The sequence below is a fragment of the Nonomuraea harbinensis genome (assembly GCF_019396385.1).
In the GTDB taxonomy this organism is placed as follows: Bacteria; Actinomycetota; Actinomycetes; order Streptosporangiales; family Streptosporangiaceae; genus Nonomuraea; species Nonomuraea ferruginea.
This window is the reverse complement of the sequence record NZ_JAHKRN010000038.1, coordinates 16,705-34,043: the sequence shown is the minus strand read 5'-3', so window position 1 is coordinate 34,043 and position 17,339 is coordinate 16,705. Positions and strand designations below refer to the sequence as shown.

Genomic DNA, 17,339 nt, shown 5'->3' with positions numbered 1-17,339 from the left:
CGTGAGGACGGACGCCGCCTAGCATGTCCGGGTGATCGTGGGAGAGGTGCTCGGCCTGCTCGCCGTCGGCGCGTTCGCCGGCGTGGTCAGCACCGTGGTGAGCCTCGCCTCGATCGTGTCCTATCCGGCGCTGCTCGCGTTCGGGCTGCCGCCGCTCACCGCCAACGTCACCAACACGGTCGCGCTGCTGTTCACCGGCCTCGGCGCGGCCTTCGGCTCGCGGCCCGAGCTGGCCGGGCAGGGGCCGCGGGTGCTCAGGCTGGGCTGGCTGACCATGCTCGGCGGCGCGACGGGCGCCTTCCTGCTGCTGGTCACCCCGTCCGAGACGTTCGAGCAGATCGCCCCGTGGCTGATCGGCCTGGCCTCGCTGCTGCTGATCCGCCCGCCCCGGGGAGAGCTCGACAGCGAGCACGGGCCGCTCATGCGCTGCGCGCTGTTCGCCGTCGCGATCTACGTCGGCTACTTCGGGGCGGCGGGCGGCATCCTCATGCTGGCGGTCCTGTCGTCGATGCTGGAGGGCAGCCCGGCCAAGCTGAACGCGCTGAAGAACGTGCTGTCCGGGATGGCCAACGCGGTCGCCGCCACCGGCTTCGCGGTGTTCGGGCCGGTCGACTGGGGCGCGGCGGTCCCGCTGGCCCTGGGGTTCCTGCTCGGCGGCTGGTTCGGCCCCAAGATCGCCCGGCGCCTCCCCGGCCAGAGCCTCCGCTACCTCGCCGCCGCCTGCGGCCTGGCGGTCGCGGTGAAGCTCGGCTACGACGCGTACACGAGCTGACCGCCGTTCAGACGAGCCCGGCGAAGCGGCGGGCCACCTCCCGCCAGATCGGCGCGGAGACCGGCTCGTCCGCCACCGCCCGCGCGTACACCTCGTCCGGGTCGAACCCGTCGGCCCGCCACTCCCTGATCCTGCCCGGCGGCACCTCCGGGTGGAACTGCACCCCCCACGCCCGGCCGCCCACCCGGAACGCCTGGTACGGGCAGCGCGCGGTCTCCGCCAGCCACACCGCGCCGGGCGGCAGCGCGGTGATGGCGTCGACGTGGTGCTCGATGGCCGGCACCACGCCGGGCAGGTCGTGGAAGAGCGGGTCATCGGCGGCCTCCGGCCGGATGGTGACCGGCAGGCTGCCGTTCTCGGGGGCGCCCGCGTCGGCGGTCACCTCGCCGCCCGCCACCTCGGCGATCATCTGCCCGCCCAGGCAGATGCCGAACAGCGGCACCTCCGCCGCCAGCGCCTCGGCCACCAGCTTGCGGGCCGGCGCCAGCCACGGCGCCCGGTCGTCGTCGCCCGGCAGGTAGCCGCCGCCCAGCATGATCATGGCGTCGTGCCGCAGCCGGTCGGGCACCGGCTCGCCGTCGTAGGCGTGCACCACGTCCAGCCGCAGCCCCGCCTCCTCCAGCCAGCCGCCCCACCGGCCCGGGCCGCCGCTCCGGCTGTTCTGCACCACCAGGACGTCACGCATCGCGGGCCTCCGCCATCGAGCCGATCATCAGTTCGTCCACGTCCCCGGCCCGGCCGAGCCTGCTCACGGGAGGTTCGCCGCCCTCGCGGTGTGGCGCAGCAGCAGCGCCGTGGTCACCGGCCCCACGCCCCCCGGCACGGGGGTGAGGGCCCCGGCCCTGGCCGACACCGGCTCGAAGTCGACGTCGCCGGCCAGGCCGCCGTCGTCGGTGGGGTTGGTGCCGACGTCGATGACGACCGCGCCAGGGGCCACGTGATCGGCGCCGATCAGCCCCGCCCGGCCCACGGCCGCGACCAGCACGTCGGCGGTGGCGGTGACGGAGGCCAGGTCGTGGGTGCGCGAATGGCACACCGTCACCGTGGCGTGCCGGTCGAGCAGCAGGTGGGCCAGCGGCTTGCCGACCACCGTGGAGCGGCCCACCACCACCGCGCGCCTGCCCTTCAGCTCGACGCCGTAATGGTCGAGCAGCGCCATCACCGCCGCCGCCGTGGCGGGCGCGAACGCGGGCAGCCCGGCGGCCAGCCTGCCCAGCGAGAGCGGGTTGGCGCCGTCGACGTCCTTGCGGGGGTCGATGGCCCCGGCCAGTTCCTGCGCCGAGGCGCCCGGCGGCAGCGGCGTCTGCAGCATCAGGCCGTGCACGCCGCCGTCCCCGCTGAGCCTGACGAGGCTCTCGCGGATCTGCCCGGGGCTCGCGGCGGGGCCGAGGTCCACGATGTCGGCCGCGATGCCCACCCCGGCCGCCGCCTTGGCGATCGAGCGCACGTACCACAGGCTCGCCTCGTCGTCGGTCGCCACCACCACGGCCAGCCGCGGCTGCGGCCCGGCCGCCACCTCGGCGGCCGTCTGCGCCCTGATCGCCTGCGCCAGCTCCTTGCCGGTCAGCTTCCTCACGCGCCCGCCCTCTCGCCCGCCAGTGTCCTCAACTCCCGTCCGTTCCCCTGCGCCCGTCCTACGGGGCGAAGGGGTCGCTCACGTCTTCAGGCCGGTGCGTACCTCGGCCGTCACCCGCTCGGCGCGGGCGGCGGCGGAGTCGACCTCGGCCAGGCGCGACAGCAGCGCGCCGCGGGTGCCCTCGTCGGTGATGCCGCCCAGGTTGACCTCGACGTTCACCCGGGCCGTGGTCAGCGCGGCACGCGCCGCCTCGGCCGCCGCCGCGACGTCGGTGAGCAGGTTGCGGTTGCCGATCGGCAGCAGCGTCTCGCAGAGCTCCACCAGCCGGTACGCCGTCTCGGCCACCCGCGCGGGCGGCTCGGCCGCGCCGGCCAGCGCGCGGGCGATGGAGAGGCTGCGCTCCTCGCCCTTGGGCAGCCGGTAGGCGTCGGTCACCGCGGTGAACGCCGCCGCGTCGGCCTCCGCCAGGTCCAGCGCCCGCGCCCGCAGCTCGTCGGTCTCGCCGATCACGGCGTAGACGACGGCCGCGTGCTCGGCGTACTTCTCGCCGGTGGAGTAGCGGGCCACCATGCCCAGCAGCGCCGCGGCCTGCGCCGCGTGCAGGGCCGCGGTGGCGCCCCCGCCCGGCGCGGGCACCTTGCCGGCGAGCTCGGACAGGAAGGCGGCGATGGTGGTGTCACGCATGCCAGGCATTCTGCCAGCCCCGTGCCTCCGGCCGGTCAGTCGCGGCGCATCGGGCGGGTGGCGTCGTCCCCGCGCCACGGCTCACCGGCGTACGGGTCGCGCTCGGCGGCGGGCGGCGGGCCGGAAGGACCGGCGGGGCCGGAGTAGGCATGTGGACCGGGGGCGTAGTAGGGCGCGGGCTGGCCGTCCGTCCTGGGCCGGCCGCGCCACCGCGACGGGAACGCCGACGCCGCCAGCAGCAGCACGCCGAGGAGCAGCAGGAACCCCAGGTAGCCGGCGTTCATGTAGCCCCTGGCCAGGGGCAGCGGCAGCCAGTTCGTCGGCAGCAGGCGCGTGCCGCCCAGCTCCAGGATCGGCAGCAGGCCCAGCACCGTGTACTGCAGCCCGCCCAGCAGCGACGCGACGGGGGACAGCCGCGACCCCACCAGGAACGCCAGCCCGATCGCGGTGACCACCAGCACCCCGATCGCCGCCCAGGAGACGGCGAAGAACCGCTGGGCGGAGAGGGTGATCTCGCCCGTGCCGTACAGCAGGCCGACCAGAATCAACGACGGGAGGAACAGGCCGGCGACGAACCCGAGCACGTGACGAACACCGTTGGTCATGACATTCCCCGTTGTTCGGTTGGCCCCCCAAGCTACCGCGTCGATTCCCGCACGACGAGGTCGGGCTGGAACATGATCTGCTGGTGGGCGTGCGTGTCGGGGTTGTCGCACTCGTCGAGCAGCAGCTCGGTGGCCGCCCGACCGAGCTGGTAGGTCGGCTGCCTGATCGAGCTGAGCGACACGGTCGAGGCCGAGGCGAAGTCGATGTCGTCGTACCCGATGAGCGACACCTCCTCCGGCACCCGCACCCCCGCCTGCAGCAGCCCGCGCAGCACGCCCAGCGCCAGCAGGTCGTTGGCGCAGAACAGCGCGTCCGGCAGCACGTCCTGGGCCAGCAGCTTCTCGGCGGCCTGCTGCCCGGCGGCGGCGGTCATCGCCGGCATGGCCACCTCGCGCAGGTCGCGCGGGTCGCGCCCGGCGGCGGCCAGCGCCCGCTCGGCGCCGCGCCGCCGGTCCTGGCACTGGCGCATGGCGGCCGGCCCGGTGACGTAGGCGACCCGGTCGGCGCCGCCCGCCAGCAGGTGCTCGACGGCCATCGCCCCGCCCGTCACGTCGTTGACCGCGACCGCGCACTGGTCGGGCCGCTCGGCCGGGTGGTCGACGAGCACCACGCTGATGCCGCGCTCGCGCAGCCGGTCGAGCCGGATCGGGTCCTGGTCGGAAGGGGTGATGAGCACCCCGCGCACCCGCTGCTCGGCGAAGACGAGCAGGTTGCGCTCCTCCTTGACCCGGCTGCCCGAGGAGTTGCCCAGGATGACGGCGTAGCCGCGCTCGCTGGCCAGGTCCTCGACCCCGGCGGCCACGTCGGTGAAGAACGGGTTGCCGATGTCGATCACGGACAGGCCGATGGTGCGGCTGTGGCCGGCGCGCAGCGTGGACGCCGAGCCGTGCCGGACGAAGCCCAGCTCCCTGATCGCGCTCTCCACCCGGTCGCGGGTGGCCCCGGCGACCTTCTCGGGCCGGTTGAGCACGTTGGAGACGGTGCCGGGCGACACCCCCGCCAGGGCCGCGACATCCTTGATGGACGGGCTCGGCCGGGTTGCCCCGGCCGGCGCCTCGTCCCAACCGTCGATACTCATCCGCGTTCCCGTGGTTCGTAGGTGCGCACGCCCGCGCTGCGCCGGACCAGCTCCCGCATCTCGGCCAGGCCGCCGACCAGGCCGCGCGCGCGAGCCTGCACCAGCGCGTTGCCGAGCGCGGCCGCCTCGACGGGACCGGCCACGACCGGCAGCCCGGTCGCGTCGGCGGTGAGCCGGCACAGCAGCGTGTTCAGCGACCCGCCGCCCACCAGGTGGACGACCTCGACCGGCCGGCCGCTGAGCCGGACGGCGTCGGCGATCGCCCGCTGGTAGGCGAGGGCGAGGCTCTGCAGGATGCATCGTACGACCTGCGCGCGCCCCTCCGGCGCCGGCTGCCCCGTGCGGGCGCAGTAGGCGGCGATCCTGGCCGGCATGTCGCCCGGCGGCAGGAACGACGGATCGTCCGGGTCGACGACCGTGTCCGTGCGCGCGGTCTCCGCCTCGGCCAGCAGCGGCTCCAGGGGCGGGCCGCCCCAGGCGCGCAGGCACTCCTGGAGGATCCACAGGCCCATGACGTTGCGCAGGTAGCGGGTGGTGCCGTCGATCCCGGCCTCGTTGGTGAAGTTGGCCAGGCGGCTCTCCTCGGTGAGCACGGGCGCGGGCAGCTCGACGCCGACCAGCGACCAGGTGCCGCAGGAGACGTAGGCGAAGCGGTCGGTCGCGGCGGGGACGGCCACCACGGCCGAGGCGGTGTCGTGGGAGGCGACCTTGACCACGTCCGTGCGGTAGCCGACCTCGTCCGCCACGTCCTTCCGCAGTGGGGAAGCGCTTTCCAGAAAGCCAGGGAAAATCCGCCTGGGCAGCCCCAGCTTGTCGATCAGCTCCCAGGCCCACTCCCGCCCGCTCACGTCGTACAGGGCGGTGGTGGAGGCGTTGGTCCGCTCGGCCCCGATGGTCCCGGTCAGCCAGTAGCCGAGCAGGTCCGGGATCAGCAGCATGGTCTCGGCCCGGTCGAGCGGCTCGCAGAGCAGCTGGTTGACGGTGTTGAAGGGCAGGAACTGCATCCCCGTCACCTCGTACGGGTCCACCCGCTCGGTGAAGCGGGCGGTGCGCGCGTCGCGGTAGTGCACCGGGTTGCCGATCAGCCTGCCGTCGCCGTCGAGCAGCCCGTAGTCCACCGCCCACGAGTCGACCCCGACGGACTCGGCCGGGCCGGCCTCGCGCAGCCCGTCGAGCACCCCCTGGTAGAGGGAGAGGATGTCCCAGTGCAGGGTTCCCCCCACCCGTACGGGCCGGTTGGGGAAACGGTGCACCTCCTCCAGCTCGATCCGTCCGCCGGACACGCCGGCGCTCATCACCCGCCCGCTGGAGGCGCCCAGATCAACAGCTGTGAATCGCACGACCTTGATTAAAACGTAGCAACTCCATCTGCGCCAGACATCGGCTGAAGGCATTGACGGCCACGGGTGCAGCACCTAGATTCCGGAAACATCCAGTTAAAACGTTTGTCGTCCGGAGGACGCATGAGTGGTCCCCCCGCCCTCGCGCTCGCCAACGTCAGCAAGTCGTTCGGCGCCGTGCGGGCCCTGCGCGAGGTGTCGCTGGAACTGTTCGCGGGGGAGGCGCACGCGCTCGCCGGGGAGAACGGCGCCGGCAAGTCCACCCTCGTCAAGACGCTCGCCGGGGTCCACCGCCCGGACAGCGGCCAGGTGCTGCTGAACGGCGAGCCCGTCGTCTTCCACAACCCCGCCGACGCCCAGCGGGCCGGCGTGGCCGTCATCTACCAGGAGCCGACGCTCTTCCCCGACCTGTCCGTGGCCGAGAACATCTTCATGGGCCGCCAGCCCCGCACCTCGCTGCGCCGCATCGACCGCCGCGCCATGCGGGCCCGGTCCGCGGAGCTGTTCGCCCGGCTCGGCGTCACCGTCGACCCCGAACAGCCGGCCCGCGGCCTGTCCATCGCCGACCAGCAGCTCGTCGAGATCGCCAAGGCCATCTCCAGGGACGCCCGGGTCCTGATCATGGACGAGCCGACGGCCGCGCTGTCGGGCAACGAGGTGGCCCGGCTGTTCTCGGTCGTGGAGGCGCTGCGCGGGCAGGGATGCGCCGTCCTGTTCATCTCGCACCGGCTGGACGAGATCTTCTCCCTCTGCCAGCGGGTCACGACCCTGCGCGACGGCGCCTGGATCGCCAGCGAGCCCGTCGGCGGGCTCACCCACGACGACCTGATCCGCCGGATGGTCGGCCGCGAGCTCGGCGCCCTCTACCCCAAGCAGGACACCGAGGCGGGCGAGGTGGCGCTCCGGGTCGAGCGGCTGACCAGGGAGGGCGTCTTCACCGACGTCTCGTTCGAGGTGCGGCGCGGCGAGATCGTCGCGCTCGCCGGCCTGGTCGGGGCCGGCCGCAGCGAGGTGGCCAGGGCGGTCTTCGGCATCGACCGGTGGGACGCCGGAGCCGTGCACGTGGACGGCCGGCCGCTGCCCGCCGCCAGCCCGACCGCCGCCATGGCCGCCGGGCTCGCCCTGGTGCCGGAGGACCGGCGGCAGCAGGGCCTGGTCATGGAGCTGTCCATCGAGCGCAACATCGGCCTGACCGGGCTGCGCTCGCTGCGCCGCGGCCTCACCATCTCCCGCGCCGCCGAACGCGACCGGGCCAGGGACTGGGCGGTCCGGCTCCGGCTCAAGTTCGCCGGTCTCGGCGACGGCGTCGGCGTGCTGTCCGGCGGCAACCAGCAGAAGGTCGTGCTCGCCAAGTGGCTGGCCACCGGCCCGTCGGTGCTCATCGTCGACGAGCCCACCCGCGGCATCGACGTCGGCACCAAGGCCGAGGTGCACCGGCTGCTGTCGGAGCTGGCCGGGCAGGGCATCGCGGTGCTGATGATCTCCTCCGACCTGCCGGAGGTGCTCGGCATGGCCGACCGGGTGCTGGTCATGCACGAGGGCCGGATCACCGCCGAGATCCCGCGCGCCGAGGCCACCGAGGAGAGCGTCATGTCCGCCGCCACCGGGAGGGCCGCGTGACCGCCACCACCACCCGGCCCGAGCCCGCGGCCCGCGACCGCAGCGCCCGCAGCCTGGTCGACCTGGTGTTCAGGGCCCGCGAGCTGAGCCTGGTCCTCGCGCTGGCCGCGCTCGTCGGCGGCACCGCCGCCGTCAACCCGAACTTCCTGTCCGGGCAGGGCGTCGAGGACATCCTGCTCAACACCGCGATCCTGGCGCTGCTGGCCGTCGGCCAGTCGATGGTGGTCATCACCCGCAACCTCGACCTGTCCGTCGGCTCCGTGGTCGGGCTGGTCGCGTTCGTGGTGGGCGACGCCCTGGCGAGCGGCTGGGGGCTCGTGCCGGGCGTCGTGCTCGGCATCGCCATCGGCGCCGCCTGCGGCCTGCTCAACGGGCTGCTGGTCAGCTTCTGCCGGGTGCCCGCCCTGGTCGTGACGCTCGGCACGCTCTACGTCTTCCAGGGCGTGTGCCACTACGTCGCGGCCGGTCGCCAGATCAACGCGGTCAACCTGCCGCCCGCGCTGCTGTCGCTGGGCAACGGGGCCGTGCTGGGTGTGCCGTACCTGCCACTCATCACCGTGGTGATCATGTTCGCGATCGGCTACTACCTGCGGGCCTACCCGAGCGGGCGGGAGTTCTACGCGATCGGGTCCAGTCCGGAGGCCGCCCGGCTGGCCGGCGTCCCGGTCCGCCGCCGCGTCCTGGCCGCCTACCTGGTCAGCGGCTGCCTGGCCGGGCTCGCCGGGGTGCTCTGGCTGGCCCGCTTCGGCACCGTCGTCGCCGACTCCGCCAACGGCTGGGAACTGCTGGTGATCAGCGCGGTCGTGGTCGGCGGCGTGGCCATCACCGGCGGCGTGGGGAGCGTGTACGGGGCGGCGCTCGGCGCGCTGCTGCTCACCGTGATCGGCGGCGCCCTGGTCGTGCTCCGGGTCAACCCGTTCTGGCAGCAGGCCATCACCGGCGCGCTGCTCCTGATCGCCATCAGCGTCGACCGGGTGCTGGCCCTGCGGGTCGCCCGGCTGCTCAGAAGGAGGAGCCGCCATGGCTAGAGTGCTCCGCTGGGACGTGATCATCGGGCTGCTGCTGGTCGCGGTGTTCGCGGGCGGCGCCCTCGGCTCGCCCTCGTTCGCCACCGCGGGCAACCTGTCGTTCGCGCTCGGCGACCTCGGCGAGATCGCGCTCATCGCGCTCGCCATGACCATGCTCGTGGTGGCCGCCGAGGTCGACCTGTCGGTCGCGTCCGTGCTGGGCCTGTCGAGCGCGCTGGTCGGCGCGCTGTGGGACGGCGGCATGGCGATCGAGACCATCATCCCGCTCGTGGTGCTCACCGGCGCGCTCTGCGGGCTGGTCAACGGGCTGCTCGTCACCCGGCTCGGGCTGCCGTCGCTGGCGGTCACGATCGGCACCCTCGCCCTCTACCGGGGGCTGGCGTACGTGGTGCTCGGAGACAAGGCGGTGGCCCGGTTCCCGCCCCAGTACACGGCGCTGGCCGTGGACGACGTGCCCGGCACGTTCGTCCCGTACCCGGTCGCGCTGTTCGTCCTGCTGGCCGTGGTCGTCGCGGTGGTGCTGCACGCCACCGGCTTCGGCCGGGCGCTGTTCGCGATCGGCGCGCAGGAGCAGGCCGCGTTCTTCAGCGGCATCCGGGTCAAGCGGATCAAGCTGCTGCTGTTCGTGTTCTCCGGCACGGTCGCCGCCTTCGCCGGCGTCGTCTTCACCCTGCGTTACGGGTCCGCGCGCGCCGACAACGGGCTCGGCATCGAGCTGGCGGTGATCGCGGCCGTGCTGCTGGGCGGCGTCGACTTCGACGGCGGCAAGGGCACGCTCGGCGGCGTCATCGCCGGCGTGCTGCTCATCGGGCTGCTGCGCAACCTGCTCATGCTCAACGACGTCTCGACCGAGATCCAGTCGATCGTCACCGGCCTCCTGCTCATCGTCTCGGTGCTCACCCCCCGTCTCATCTCCCTGCTCAGACCGGTCAGAACCGGCACGTCGGCACTGAAAGGAACCCCATGAGACCGATGCGCCTCGCCGCACTCACGGCAGTGCTCGCCCTCGGCGTCGCGGCCTGCGGCGGCACCACCAAGTCGAGCGTCACGTCCGCGCCCGCGCAGCCGCCCGCCTCGTCCGCGGCGGCCGCCGCCGACCCGGACGCGCCGATCAAGCAGGGCCTGAAGCTGGCCTTCCTGCCCAAGCAGATCAACAACCCCTACATGACGATCGTCGCCGAGGCGGGGGCCGAGGCCGCCGGGGAGTTCCAGGGCGAGGCCAAGGAGGTCGGCCCGTCCGACGCGTCCGCGTCCTCGCAGATCTCCTACATCAACACCCTCACGCAGCAGGGCCACGACGCCATCCTCATCTCGGCCAACGACCCCAACGCCGTGTGCGGCCCGCTCCAGCAGGCGAGGGACAAGGGCATCAAGATCGTCTCGTACGACTCGGACGCCGCGCCCGAGTGCCGTGACCTGTTCATCAACCAGGCCAGCTCCGAGGAGGTCGGCCGCAGCCAGGTCCAGCTGCTCGCCGAGATGATCGGCCACAAGGGCGAGATCGCGATCCTGTCGGCCACGGCCAACGCCACGAACCAGAACACCTGGATCGAGTTCATGAAGGACGAGCTGACCAAGGCCGAGTACAAGGACATGGAGCTGGTCAAGGTCGCCTACGGGGACGACGACGACCAGAAGTCGTTCACCGAGACGCAGGGCCTGCTGCAGGCCTACCCCGACCTGAAGGGCATCATCTCGCCCACCACCGTCGGCGTCGCGGCGGCGGCCCGCTACATCTCCGGCTCCAAGTACAAGGGCGAGGTCGTGCTCACCGGCCTCGGCACGCCGAACCAGATGCGCCAGTTCGTCAAGGACGGCACCGTCGAGAAGTTCGCCCTGTGGAACCCGAAGGACCTCGGCTACCTGGCCTCCTACGCGGCCGCCGCGCTGGTGTCCGGGCAGATCACCGGCGCCGAGGGCGAGACGTTCAAGGCGGGCAAGCTCGGCGAGCGGACCATCGGCGCGAAGGGCGAGGTCATCCTCGGCCCGCCGTTCACCTTCGAGGCGTCCAACATCGACGACTTCGACTTCTGACCCTCACGCATCGACACACAGTGCGCGCGCGTCCCGGGACCGGCCCGGGGCGCGCGTGCGCGGGAAGGAGAGATCTGTGGAGCGGGTGTGCTTCCTGCTGAAGGTCCGGCCGGACCGGCTCGACGAGTACCGCGAGCGGCACCGGCACGTGTGGCCGGAGATGCTCGACGCGCTGCGCGGGGCCGGATGGCGCAACTACTCGCTCTTCCTGAGCGACGACGGCCTGCTCGTCGGCTACCTGGAGACCGACGACTTCGAGGCGGCGCAGCGGGCGATGGCCGCCACCGGGGTGAGCGCCCGGTGGGAGACCGACATGGCGCCGTTCTTCGAGTCGGGCCGGGCCGACCAGGGCCGGGTCCTGCTCGGAGAAGTCTTCCATCTGGATTGAATCGGGGATATGAGAATGATCAAAGAATCGCTCCGCGCCCAGCGGATCGAGACGCCGTCGTGGGCGTACGGCAACTCCGGCACGCGCTTCAAGGTGTTCGCCCAGCGGGGGGTGCCGCGCGACCCGTACGAGAAGATCGCCGACGCCGCCCAGGTGCACGCGTTCACCGGGGTGGCGCCGACGGTGGCGCTGCACATCCCGTGGGACAAGGTCGACGACTACGCCGACCTGGCAAGTCACGCCGCCGGGCTGGGGGTGGGCATCGGCGCGATCAACTCCAACGTGTTCCAGGACGACGACTACAAGCTGGGCAGCGTCACCCACCCGGACCCGAAGGTGCGGGCCAAGGCGCTGGCGCACCTGCTCGAATGCGTGGACATCATGGACGCCACCGGGTCCGACACGCTCAAGCTGTGGTTCTCCGACGGCACCAACTATCCGGGGCAGGACGACATCAGGGCCAGGCAGGACCGGCTGGCCGAGGCGCTGGCCGCCGTCTACCAGCGGCTCGGCGACGACCAGCGGTTCCTGCTGGAGTACAAGCTGTTCGAGCCCGCCTTCTACATGACCGACCTGCCCGACTGGGGCACCGCGTACGCGCACTGCGTGAAGCTCGGCCCGAAGGCGCAGGTCGTGGTCGACACCGGCCACCACGCGCCGGGCACCAACATCGAGTTCATCGTGGCGTTCCTGCTGCGCGAGGGGAAGCTCGGCGGCTTCGACTTCAACTCCCGCTTCTACGCCGACGACGACCTCATGGTGGGCGCCGCCGACCCGTTCCAGCTCTTCCGGATCATGTACGAGGTGATCGGCGGCGGCGGGTTCACCGAGCGGACCGCCTTCATGCTCGACCAGTGCCACAACATCGAGCCGAAGATCGCCGGGCAGATCCGGTCGGTGATGAACGTGCAGGAGGCCACCGCCAAGGCGCTGCTCGTGGACCGGGAGGCGCTGGCCGCGGCCCAGCGGGCCGGTGACGTGCTCGGCGCGAACGCCGTGCTGATGGACGCCTACAACACCGACGTGCGGCCGTTGCTGGCGGAGCTGCGGGAGGAGTCGGGGCTGGCGCCGGACCCGATGGCCGCGTACGCCAAGTCCGGATATTTCGAGAAAATCGCTGCCGACCGGGTGGGCGGCGCCCAGGCCGGGTGGGGCGCCTGATGACCACGCCCGACGAACTCCTGGCCCGCTCCCACCGGCTCGGCGCCGACCCCCGCAACACCAACTACGCCGGCGGCAACACCTCCGCCAAGGGCTCCGCGACCGACCCGGTCACCGGCGGCGACGTCGAGCTCATGTGGGTCAAGGGCTCCGGCGGCGACCTCGGCACGCTCAAGGCCGCCGGCCTCGCCGTGCTCCGCCTGGACAGGATCCGCGCCCTGGTGGACGTCTACCCGGGCGTCGAGCGCGAGGACGAGATGGTCGCCGCGTTCGACTACTGCCTGCACGGCAGGGGCGGCGCGGCCCCGTCGATCGACACCGCCATGCACGCCCTGGTCGACGCCGCCCACGTGGACCACCTGCACCCCGACTCCGGCATCGCGATCGCCACCGCCGCCGACGGCCCCGAGCTGACCGAGCGGATCTTCGGCGACCGCGTGGTGTGGGTGCCGTGGCGGCGGCCCGGCTTCCAGCTCGGCCTGGACATCGCCGCCATCAAGAAGGACCACCCCCGAGCCATCGGCTGCGTGCTCGGCGGCCACGGCATCACCGCCTGGGGCGCCACCAGCGAGGAGTGCGAGCGCAACTCGCTCGACATCATCCGCACCGCCGAGGCCCACATCGCCGCGCACGGCCGTCCCGACCCGTTCGGGCCGGTGATCCACGAGCCGCTGCCGGAGGAGGCCAGGCGCCGCCGCGCCGCCGAGCTGTTCCCCGTCGTCCGGGGCCTGGCCGGCACGGACGCCCGGCAGGTCGGCCACTACACCGCCACCCCCGAGGTGCTCGACTTCCTGTCGCGCGCCGAACACCCCCGGCTGGCGGCGCTCGGCACCTCCTGCCCGGACCACTTCCTGCGCACCAAGGTCGCCCCGCTCGTGCTGGACCTGCCGCCGGACGCCCCCCTGGCCGACGCGGTGACCCGGCTGCGCGAGCTGCACGCCCGCTACCGCGACGACTACGCCGCCTACTACCGGCGGCACGCCACCCCGGACTCGCCGCCGATGCGCGGCGCCGACCCGGCCATCGTGCTCGTGCCCGGCGTCGGCATGTTCAGCTTCGGCAAGGACAAGCAGACCGCCCGGGTGGCCGGCGAGTTCTACGTCAACGCGATCAACGTGATGCGCGGCGCGGAGGCGCTGTCCAGCTACCGGCCCATCGACGAGGCGGAGAAGTTCCGCATCGAGTACTGGGAGCTGGAGGAGGCCAAGCTCCGGCGGATGCCGAAGCCCAGACCGCTGGCCGGGCGGGTCGCCCTGGTGACCGGCGGCGGGTCCGGCATCGGCGCCGCCACCGCCCGCCGGCTGGCCGCAGAGGGCGCCTGCGTGGTGGTCGCCGACCGCGACCTGGCCGCCGCCGAGAAGGTCGCCGCCGAGCTGGGGGCCGCCGCCCACCTGCGGCGGGACGTGGCGATCGCGGCCGGCGTGGACGTGACCTCCGAAGAGCAGGTCCAGGAGGCGATCCGGCAGGCCGTGCTCGCCTTCGGCGGCGTCGACCTCGTCGTCAACAACGCCGGGCTGTCGCTGTCGCGGTCGCTGCTGGAGACCACGCTCGACGACTGGGACCTGCAGCACGACGTGATGGCGCGCGGCTCGTTCCTCGTCTCCCGCGAGACCGCCCGCGTGCTGATCGACCAGGACCTGGGCGGCGACATCGTCTACATCTCCTCCAAGAACAGCGTCTTCGCCGGGCCCAACAACGTCGCCTACGGCGCCGCCAAGGCCGACCAGGCCCACCAGGTACGGCTCCTCGCCGCCGAACTGGGCGCCCACGGCATCCGGGTGAACGGCGTCAACCCCGACGGCGTGGTCCGCGGCTCCGGCATCTTCGCCTCCGGCTGGGGCGCCAACCGGGCGGCCGTGTACGGGGTCGAGGAGGAGAAGCTCGGCGAGTTCTACGCCCAGAGGACACTGCTGAAGAAGGAGGTGCTGCCGGAGCACGTGGCCGCGGCCGTGTTCGCGCTCACCGGCGGCGACCTGTCGCACACCACCGGCCTGCACGTCCCCGTCGACGCCGGGGTGGCCGCCGCGTTCCTGCGCTGATCCGTACCGGAACCCGCCCCCGGCAGGACAGCCGGGGGCGGCGTCTTTGTCGGTGCCGTCGGGCATGATCGGCGCCATGCTGGAATGGCTTCACAAGCTCGAGACGCTCGACCGCGCCATGGACGACCTCCACATCACCGCCCACGACGAGCGGGAGCGGATCCGCGCGAAGGCGCACACGGTGCTGGAGGTGGTCCACCGCCACCTGGCGAAGGCGGACCGGGCCACCTGCCGCGAGGCCGCCGTCCGCCTCGCCCGGCTGCGGGCCGACGCATACGGCCGCGAGCTGTCGCTGGCCGTCCACCGCGGCGGGGCGTGGACCCCGGCCGAGATGACCGAGCTGTTCGCCGCCGCCAGGAAGCGCCGGCTCGACCACGGCGACGTCGGCTGGATCAGCCATCTGGCCGGCGAGAGCGCCGCGCTCCCCGCGGAGGCGCGGCACGAGCCGTGGAAGGCGGTCGAGCCGCTGTTCGACGCGATCGAGGAGTGCCCGCTCAGCCCCGACGAGCGCAAGGGCATGCAGCGCGCGCTCGCCCGGGTCAATCCCAGCCCGCTCGCCCTGCCCCTGGGCAGAGACGGCTGGGGCGCGGCCGTACGCGACCACCTGGGCGAGCCGCCCGCCCCGCACCTCGTCGCCCTCGTCGAGCACCTGGGCGTGGCCGGCGGTCCGCGCCCGGCCAAGGCGTGGCGCGCCCGCTGCCTGGAGCTGCTGGCGGGCGAGGGCGCCGGCGAGCTGGTCGCGGCCGGTCTGCGCGCCTTCGACGGCGCCCGCTACGAGGGCGGCCGTCACGGGGGCCCGGCCCGCCTCCTCATGACCGACGTCAACACCGACGTCGCCCGCGGCTTCGCCTGGGCCGCGGCCCTGGCCCGGGTCGGCGGCGCGGCGCCCGCCCTCACCCGGCTGGTCCTCGCGGCGGGCGGCCACGGCAGCGGCACGGAGCCCGACCTCAAACTGGCGAGCGGCGTCGTCCACGCGCTGGCCGAGTGCGAGGGCGCCGTCGACGCGCTGCGCCGCCTCCAGCAGGACGTCAGGAGCAGATCCCTGCTCAAGCAGATCGCCGCCGCCCTGGCCACGGCCGCCGCCCGTCACGGCGTCACCGCCGCCCAGCTCGTCGAGCGCGGCGTCCCCGGCCACGGGCTGTCCGCCGACGGCAGCCGCGACTGGGCCGACGGCGCGTGGACCGTCACCGTCACCGTCACCGTCGAGGACGCCAGGACCGTGCGCGTCACCGCCCGCGACGCCGGTGGCCGCACCAGGCGCGGCCTGCCCTCCGGGCTCGCCGCCGCCGGCGAGATCAAGGCCCTGGTCAAGGAGGTGCGGCACACCCTGTCGGCCGAGCGTGACCGGCTGGAGGCCCTGTTCGGCGTCGAACGGTCCTGGCCGCCGGGGGAGTGGGCCCGCCTCTACCGCGACCACCCCGTCACCGGCGCCGTCGCCCGCGCCCTCATCTGGCACGACGGCGCCCCGTTCCTGCCCGGCGACCGCGAGCCCGGAGGCGGGGTCACCCTCTGGCACCCCGCCCGCGCCCCTATGGAGGAGATCCGCGCCTGGCGCGAGACCGTCGCCGAGCGGCGGCTGCGCCAGCCGTTCAAGCAGGCCTACCGCGAGGTCTACGCGCTCACCCCGGCCGAGGAGCACGCCGCCTGCTCCGGCAGGTTCGCCGCCCGCCGCGTCGGCCACGACCGCCTCTACGCGCTCGCCAAGCAGCGCGGCTGGCAGCCCGCCTGGCTGCGCCACCACGGCGAGCCGGGCGAGGCGTGGAAGGAGCTGGCCGAGGGCGCGTGGCGGGTCCGGTTCGGCTACGAGCTGACCGGCGACGCCGCGTACGCGACCACCGGCCAGGTCCGCTTCGACCGGCGCGACGGCCGCCAGTGGCGGGAGACGCCCCTGGCCGGGGTGCCGCCGCTGGTCTTCAGCGAGGCCATGCGCGACGTCGACCTGTTCGTCGCCGACCCCGCCCGGGACGGCGACCGCCACGCGCGCTCCGCCGAGGCGTACGAGCTGCCGGCGTCGGCTCGGGTGCGCCGCGACGCGCTGGAGCGCATCCTGCCCGGCACCGCCATCGCCGGCCGGTGCACGCTCACCGACCGCCACCTGGTCGTCCGCGGCGACCTGCGCACCTACAAGATCCACCTGGGCGGCGCGGGCGTCCTCATGGAGCCCGGCGACGTCCCCCTGTCCATCGCCGGCGCACGCAAGCCCGGCGGGCGGATCTTCCTGCCCTTCGAGGAGGACGGCACGCTCGCACTCATCCTCGCCAAGGCGTTCCTGCTGGCCGCCGACACCGGGATCACGGACGAGAGCCTCATGCGCCAGATCTCTTGGGAGCGCTCCCAATCAGGGCTAGGGTGAGGGCGGACCGGTCGCGTGACGACTCTGGAGGAAGACGCCTGATGGCTGCCGTATCCCTGCCCGCGTTCCCCGCCCCGCTGCGCTGGCTGAACGAGCCCGAAGGGTGGCGCGCCGACGGCGACGACACGCTCGTCATCACCGCGGCGGCGGGCACCGACCTGTTCTCCGACCCCGGCGAGCCGAACCGCTACGCCAACGCTCCCGCCCTGGTGGGACGGCTCGACGGCGACTTCACCCTCAGCGCCCGGGTCAGGCTCGACCTCCGTTCCACCTTCGACGCGGGCGTCCTGCTGCTGTACGCCGACGGCGACCGATGGGCCAAGCTCTGCCTCGAACTCTCCCCGCAGGGCACGCCCACCGTCGTCTCGGTGGTCACCCGGGGCGTCTCCGACGACTGCAACTCCGTGCCCATGACCGGCGACGACATCAGGCTCCGCGTCTCCCGCGTCGGCGCCGCCTTCGCCTTCCACGTCGCCGAAGGGGCCGGCGCCTGGAGCCTCATCAGATACTTCGCGCTCGACGGCGACCCCGAGGCCGGCTTCCTCGCCCAGAGCCCCACCGGACAGGGCGCCACGGTCCGCTTCGAGGACATCCGGTACGCGCCCAAACGGCTGACCGATCTGCGCAACGGGGAGTGAACAATCCTCAGAGGTCCCTGTG

Annotated in this window: 16 protein-coding genes; 10 read left to right on the top strand and 6 right to left on the bottom strand. The window is 73.4% G+C overall.

Annotation, left to right across the window (positions count from 1 at the left end; all coding sequences use genetic code 11):
* Positions 1-31: 31 nt before the first annotated feature.
* Complete coding sequence (locus KME79_RS31310; protein WP_261808462.1) at positions 32-772, top strand: sulfite exporter TauE/SafE family protein; 741 nt, start codon at positions 32-34, stop codon at positions 770-772.
* A gap of 7 nt (positions 773-779) precedes the next feature.
* On the opposite strand, the gene KME79_RS31305 is transcribed toward KME79_RS31310, so the two are convergent.
* From KME79_RS31305 to KME79_RS31280, 6 genes are all read right to left on the bottom strand, one after another.
* The gene (locus tag KME79_RS31305) at positions 780-1,457 is read right to left on the bottom strand and encodes a type 1 glutamine amidotransferase (RefSeq protein ID WP_219548217.1); all 678 of its coding nucleotides are present in this window, start codon (positions 1,455-1,457) and stop codon (positions 780-782) included.
* Positions 1,458-1,520: 63 nt separating this feature from the next.
* A complete protein-coding gene (locus KME79_RS31300; RefSeq protein ID WP_219548216.1) occupies positions 1,521-2,348 on the bottom strand; it encodes a bifunctional 5,10-methylenetetrahydrofolate dehydrogenase/5,10-methenyltetrahydrofolate cyclohydrolase in 828 nt (275 codons plus the stop codon).
* A 78-nt stretch (positions 2,349-2,426) separates the two neighbouring features.
* A complete protein-coding gene (locus tag KME79_RS31295; protein ID WP_219548215.1) occupies positions 2,427-3,032 on the bottom strand; it encodes a cyclodeaminase/cyclohydrolase family protein in 606 nt (201 codons plus the stop codon).
* Between the two features lie 35 nt (positions 3,033-3,067).
* Complete coding sequence (locus KME79_RS31290) at positions 3,068-3,637, bottom strand: hypothetical protein (RefSeq protein ID WP_148030749.1); 570 nt, start codon at positions 3,635-3,637, stop codon at positions 3,068-3,070.
* Positions 3,638-3,669: 32 nt separating this feature from the next.
* Positions 3,670-4,716, bottom strand: a complete 1,047-nt coding sequence (locus tag KME79_RS31285) for a LacI family DNA-binding transcriptional regulator (protein ID WP_219548214.1) — start codon at positions 4,714-4,716, stop codon at positions 3,670-3,672.
* Complete coding sequence (locus tag KME79_RS31280) at positions 4,713-6,011, bottom strand: rhamnulokinase (RefSeq protein WP_246640740.1); 1,299 nt, start codon at positions 6,009-6,011, stop codon at positions 4,713-4,715. Before KME79_RS31280 ends, KME79_RS31285 begins: the two co-directional genes overlap by 4 nt.
* 168 nt (positions 6,012-6,179) lie before the next feature.
* Here KME79_RS31280 and KME79_RS31275 point away from each other — a divergent pair, with 168 nt between their 5' ends.
* From KME79_RS31275 to KME79_RS31235, 9 genes are all read left to right on the top strand, one after another.
* The gene (locus KME79_RS31275) at positions 6,180-7,676 is read left to right on the top strand and encodes a sugar ABC transporter ATP-binding protein (RefSeq protein ID WP_219548212.1); all 1,497 of its coding nucleotides are present in this window, start codon (positions 6,180-6,182) and stop codon (positions 7,674-7,676) included.
* A complete protein-coding gene (locus KME79_RS31270; protein ID WP_219548210.1) occupies positions 7,673-8,704 on the top strand; it encodes an ABC transporter permease in 1,032 nt (343 codons plus the stop codon). The genes KME79_RS31275 and KME79_RS31270 overlap by 4 nt, the downstream gene beginning before the upstream one ends.
* On the top strand, positions 8,697-9,671 hold the full coding sequence (locus tag KME79_RS31265; RefSeq protein ID WP_219548208.1) for an ABC transporter permease: 975 nt from the start codon (positions 8,697-8,699) through the stop codon (positions 9,669-9,671). The genes KME79_RS31270 and KME79_RS31265 overlap by 8 nt, the downstream gene beginning before the upstream one ends.
* Positions 9,668-10,738: a rhamnose ABC transporter substrate-binding protein gene (rhaS, locus tag KME79_RS31260; RefSeq protein ID WP_219548206.1), complete on the top strand. Its 1,071-nt coding sequence runs from the start codon at positions 9,668-9,670 to the stop codon at positions 10,736-10,738. Before KME79_RS31265 ends, rhaS begins: the two co-directional genes overlap by 4 nt.
* Positions 10,739-10,814: 76 nt before the next feature.
* Positions 10,815-11,126, top strand: a complete 312-nt coding sequence (locus tag KME79_RS31255; protein ID WP_219548204.1) for an L-rhamnose mutarotase — start codon at positions 10,815-10,817, stop codon at positions 11,124-11,126.
* Positions 11,127-11,135: 9 nt separating this feature from the next.
* On the top strand, positions 11,136-12,287 hold the full coding sequence (rhaI, locus tag KME79_RS31250; RefSeq protein WP_219548202.1) for an L-rhamnose isomerase: 1,152 nt from the start codon (positions 11,136-11,138) through the stop codon (positions 12,285-12,287).
* Positions 12,287-14,326 carry a bifunctional aldolase/short-chain dehydrogenase gene (locus KME79_RS31245; protein ID WP_219548200.1) on the top strand — a complete coding sequence of 680 codons (2,040 nt, stop codon included), beginning with the start codon at positions 12,287-12,289 and terminating at the stop codon, positions 14,324-14,326. The genes rhaI and KME79_RS31245 overlap by 1 nt, the downstream gene beginning before the upstream one ends.
* Positions 14,327-14,402: 76 nt before the next feature.
* A complete protein-coding gene (locus KME79_RS31240) occupies positions 14,403-16,679 on the top strand; it encodes a DUF4132 domain-containing protein (protein WP_219548198.1) in 2,277 nt (758 codons plus the stop codon).
* Positions 16,680-16,720: 41 nt separating this feature from the next.
* Entirely contained in the window at positions 16,721-17,317 is a 597-nt protein-coding gene (locus tag KME79_RS31235; RefSeq protein ID WP_219548196.1) for a DUF1349 domain-containing protein, read from the top strand.
* The last annotated feature ends 22 nt before the right edge of the window (positions 17,318-17,339 follow it).

What these genes read in the sequence shown, in the direction of transcription:
- KME79_RS31305 (WP_219548217.1), bottom strand. Translation starts at nt 1,457, where the DNA reads ATGCGTGACGTCCTGGTGGTGCAGAACAGCCGGAGCGGCGGCCCGGGC.
- KME79_RS31295 (WP_219548215.1), bottom strand. Translation starts at nt 3,032, where the DNA reads ATGCGTGACACCACCATCGCCGCCTTCCTGTCCGAGCTCGCCGGCAAG.
- KME79_RS31290 (WP_148030749.1), bottom strand. Translation starts at nt 3,637, where the DNA reads ATGACCAACGGTGTTCGTCACGTGCTCGGGTTCGTCGCCGGCCTGTTC.
- KME79_RS31285 (WP_219548214.1), bottom strand. Translation starts at nt 4,716, where the DNA reads ATGAGTATCGACGGTTGGGACGAGGCGCCGGCCGGGGCAACCCGGCCG.
- KME79_RS31280 (WP_246640740.1), bottom strand. Translation starts at nt 6,011, where the DNA reads ATGAGCGCCGGCGTGTCCGGCGGACGGATCGAGCTGGAGGAGGTGCAC.
- KME79_RS31275 (WP_219548212.1), top strand. Translation starts at nt 6,180, where the DNA reads ATGAGTGGTCCCCCCGCCCTCGCGCTCGCCAACGTCAGCAAGTCGTTC.
- KME79_RS31265 (WP_219548208.1), top strand. Translation starts at nt 8,697, where the DNA reads ATGGCTAGAGTGCTCCGCTGGGACGTGATCATCGGGCTGCTGCTGGTC.
- rhaS (WP_219548206.1), top strand. Translation starts at nt 9,668, where the DNA reads ATGAGACCGATGCGCCTCGCCGCACTCACGGCAGTGCTCGCCCTCGGC.
- rhaI (WP_219548202.1), top strand. Translation starts at nt 11,136, where the DNA reads ATGAGAATGATCAAAGAATCGCTCCGCGCCCAGCGGATCGAGACGCCG.
- KME79_RS31245 (WP_219548200.1), top strand. Translation starts at nt 12,287, where the DNA reads ATGACCACGCCCGACGAACTCCTGGCCCGCTCCCACCGGCTCGGCGCC.
- KME79_RS31240 (WP_219548198.1), top strand. Translation starts at nt 14,403, where the DNA reads ATGCTGGAATGGCTTCACAAGCTCGAGACGCTCGACCGCGCCATGGAC.
- KME79_RS31235 (WP_219548196.1), top strand. Translation starts at nt 16,721, where the DNA reads ATGGCTGCCGTATCCCTGCCCGCGTTCCCCGCCCCGCTGCGCTGGCTG.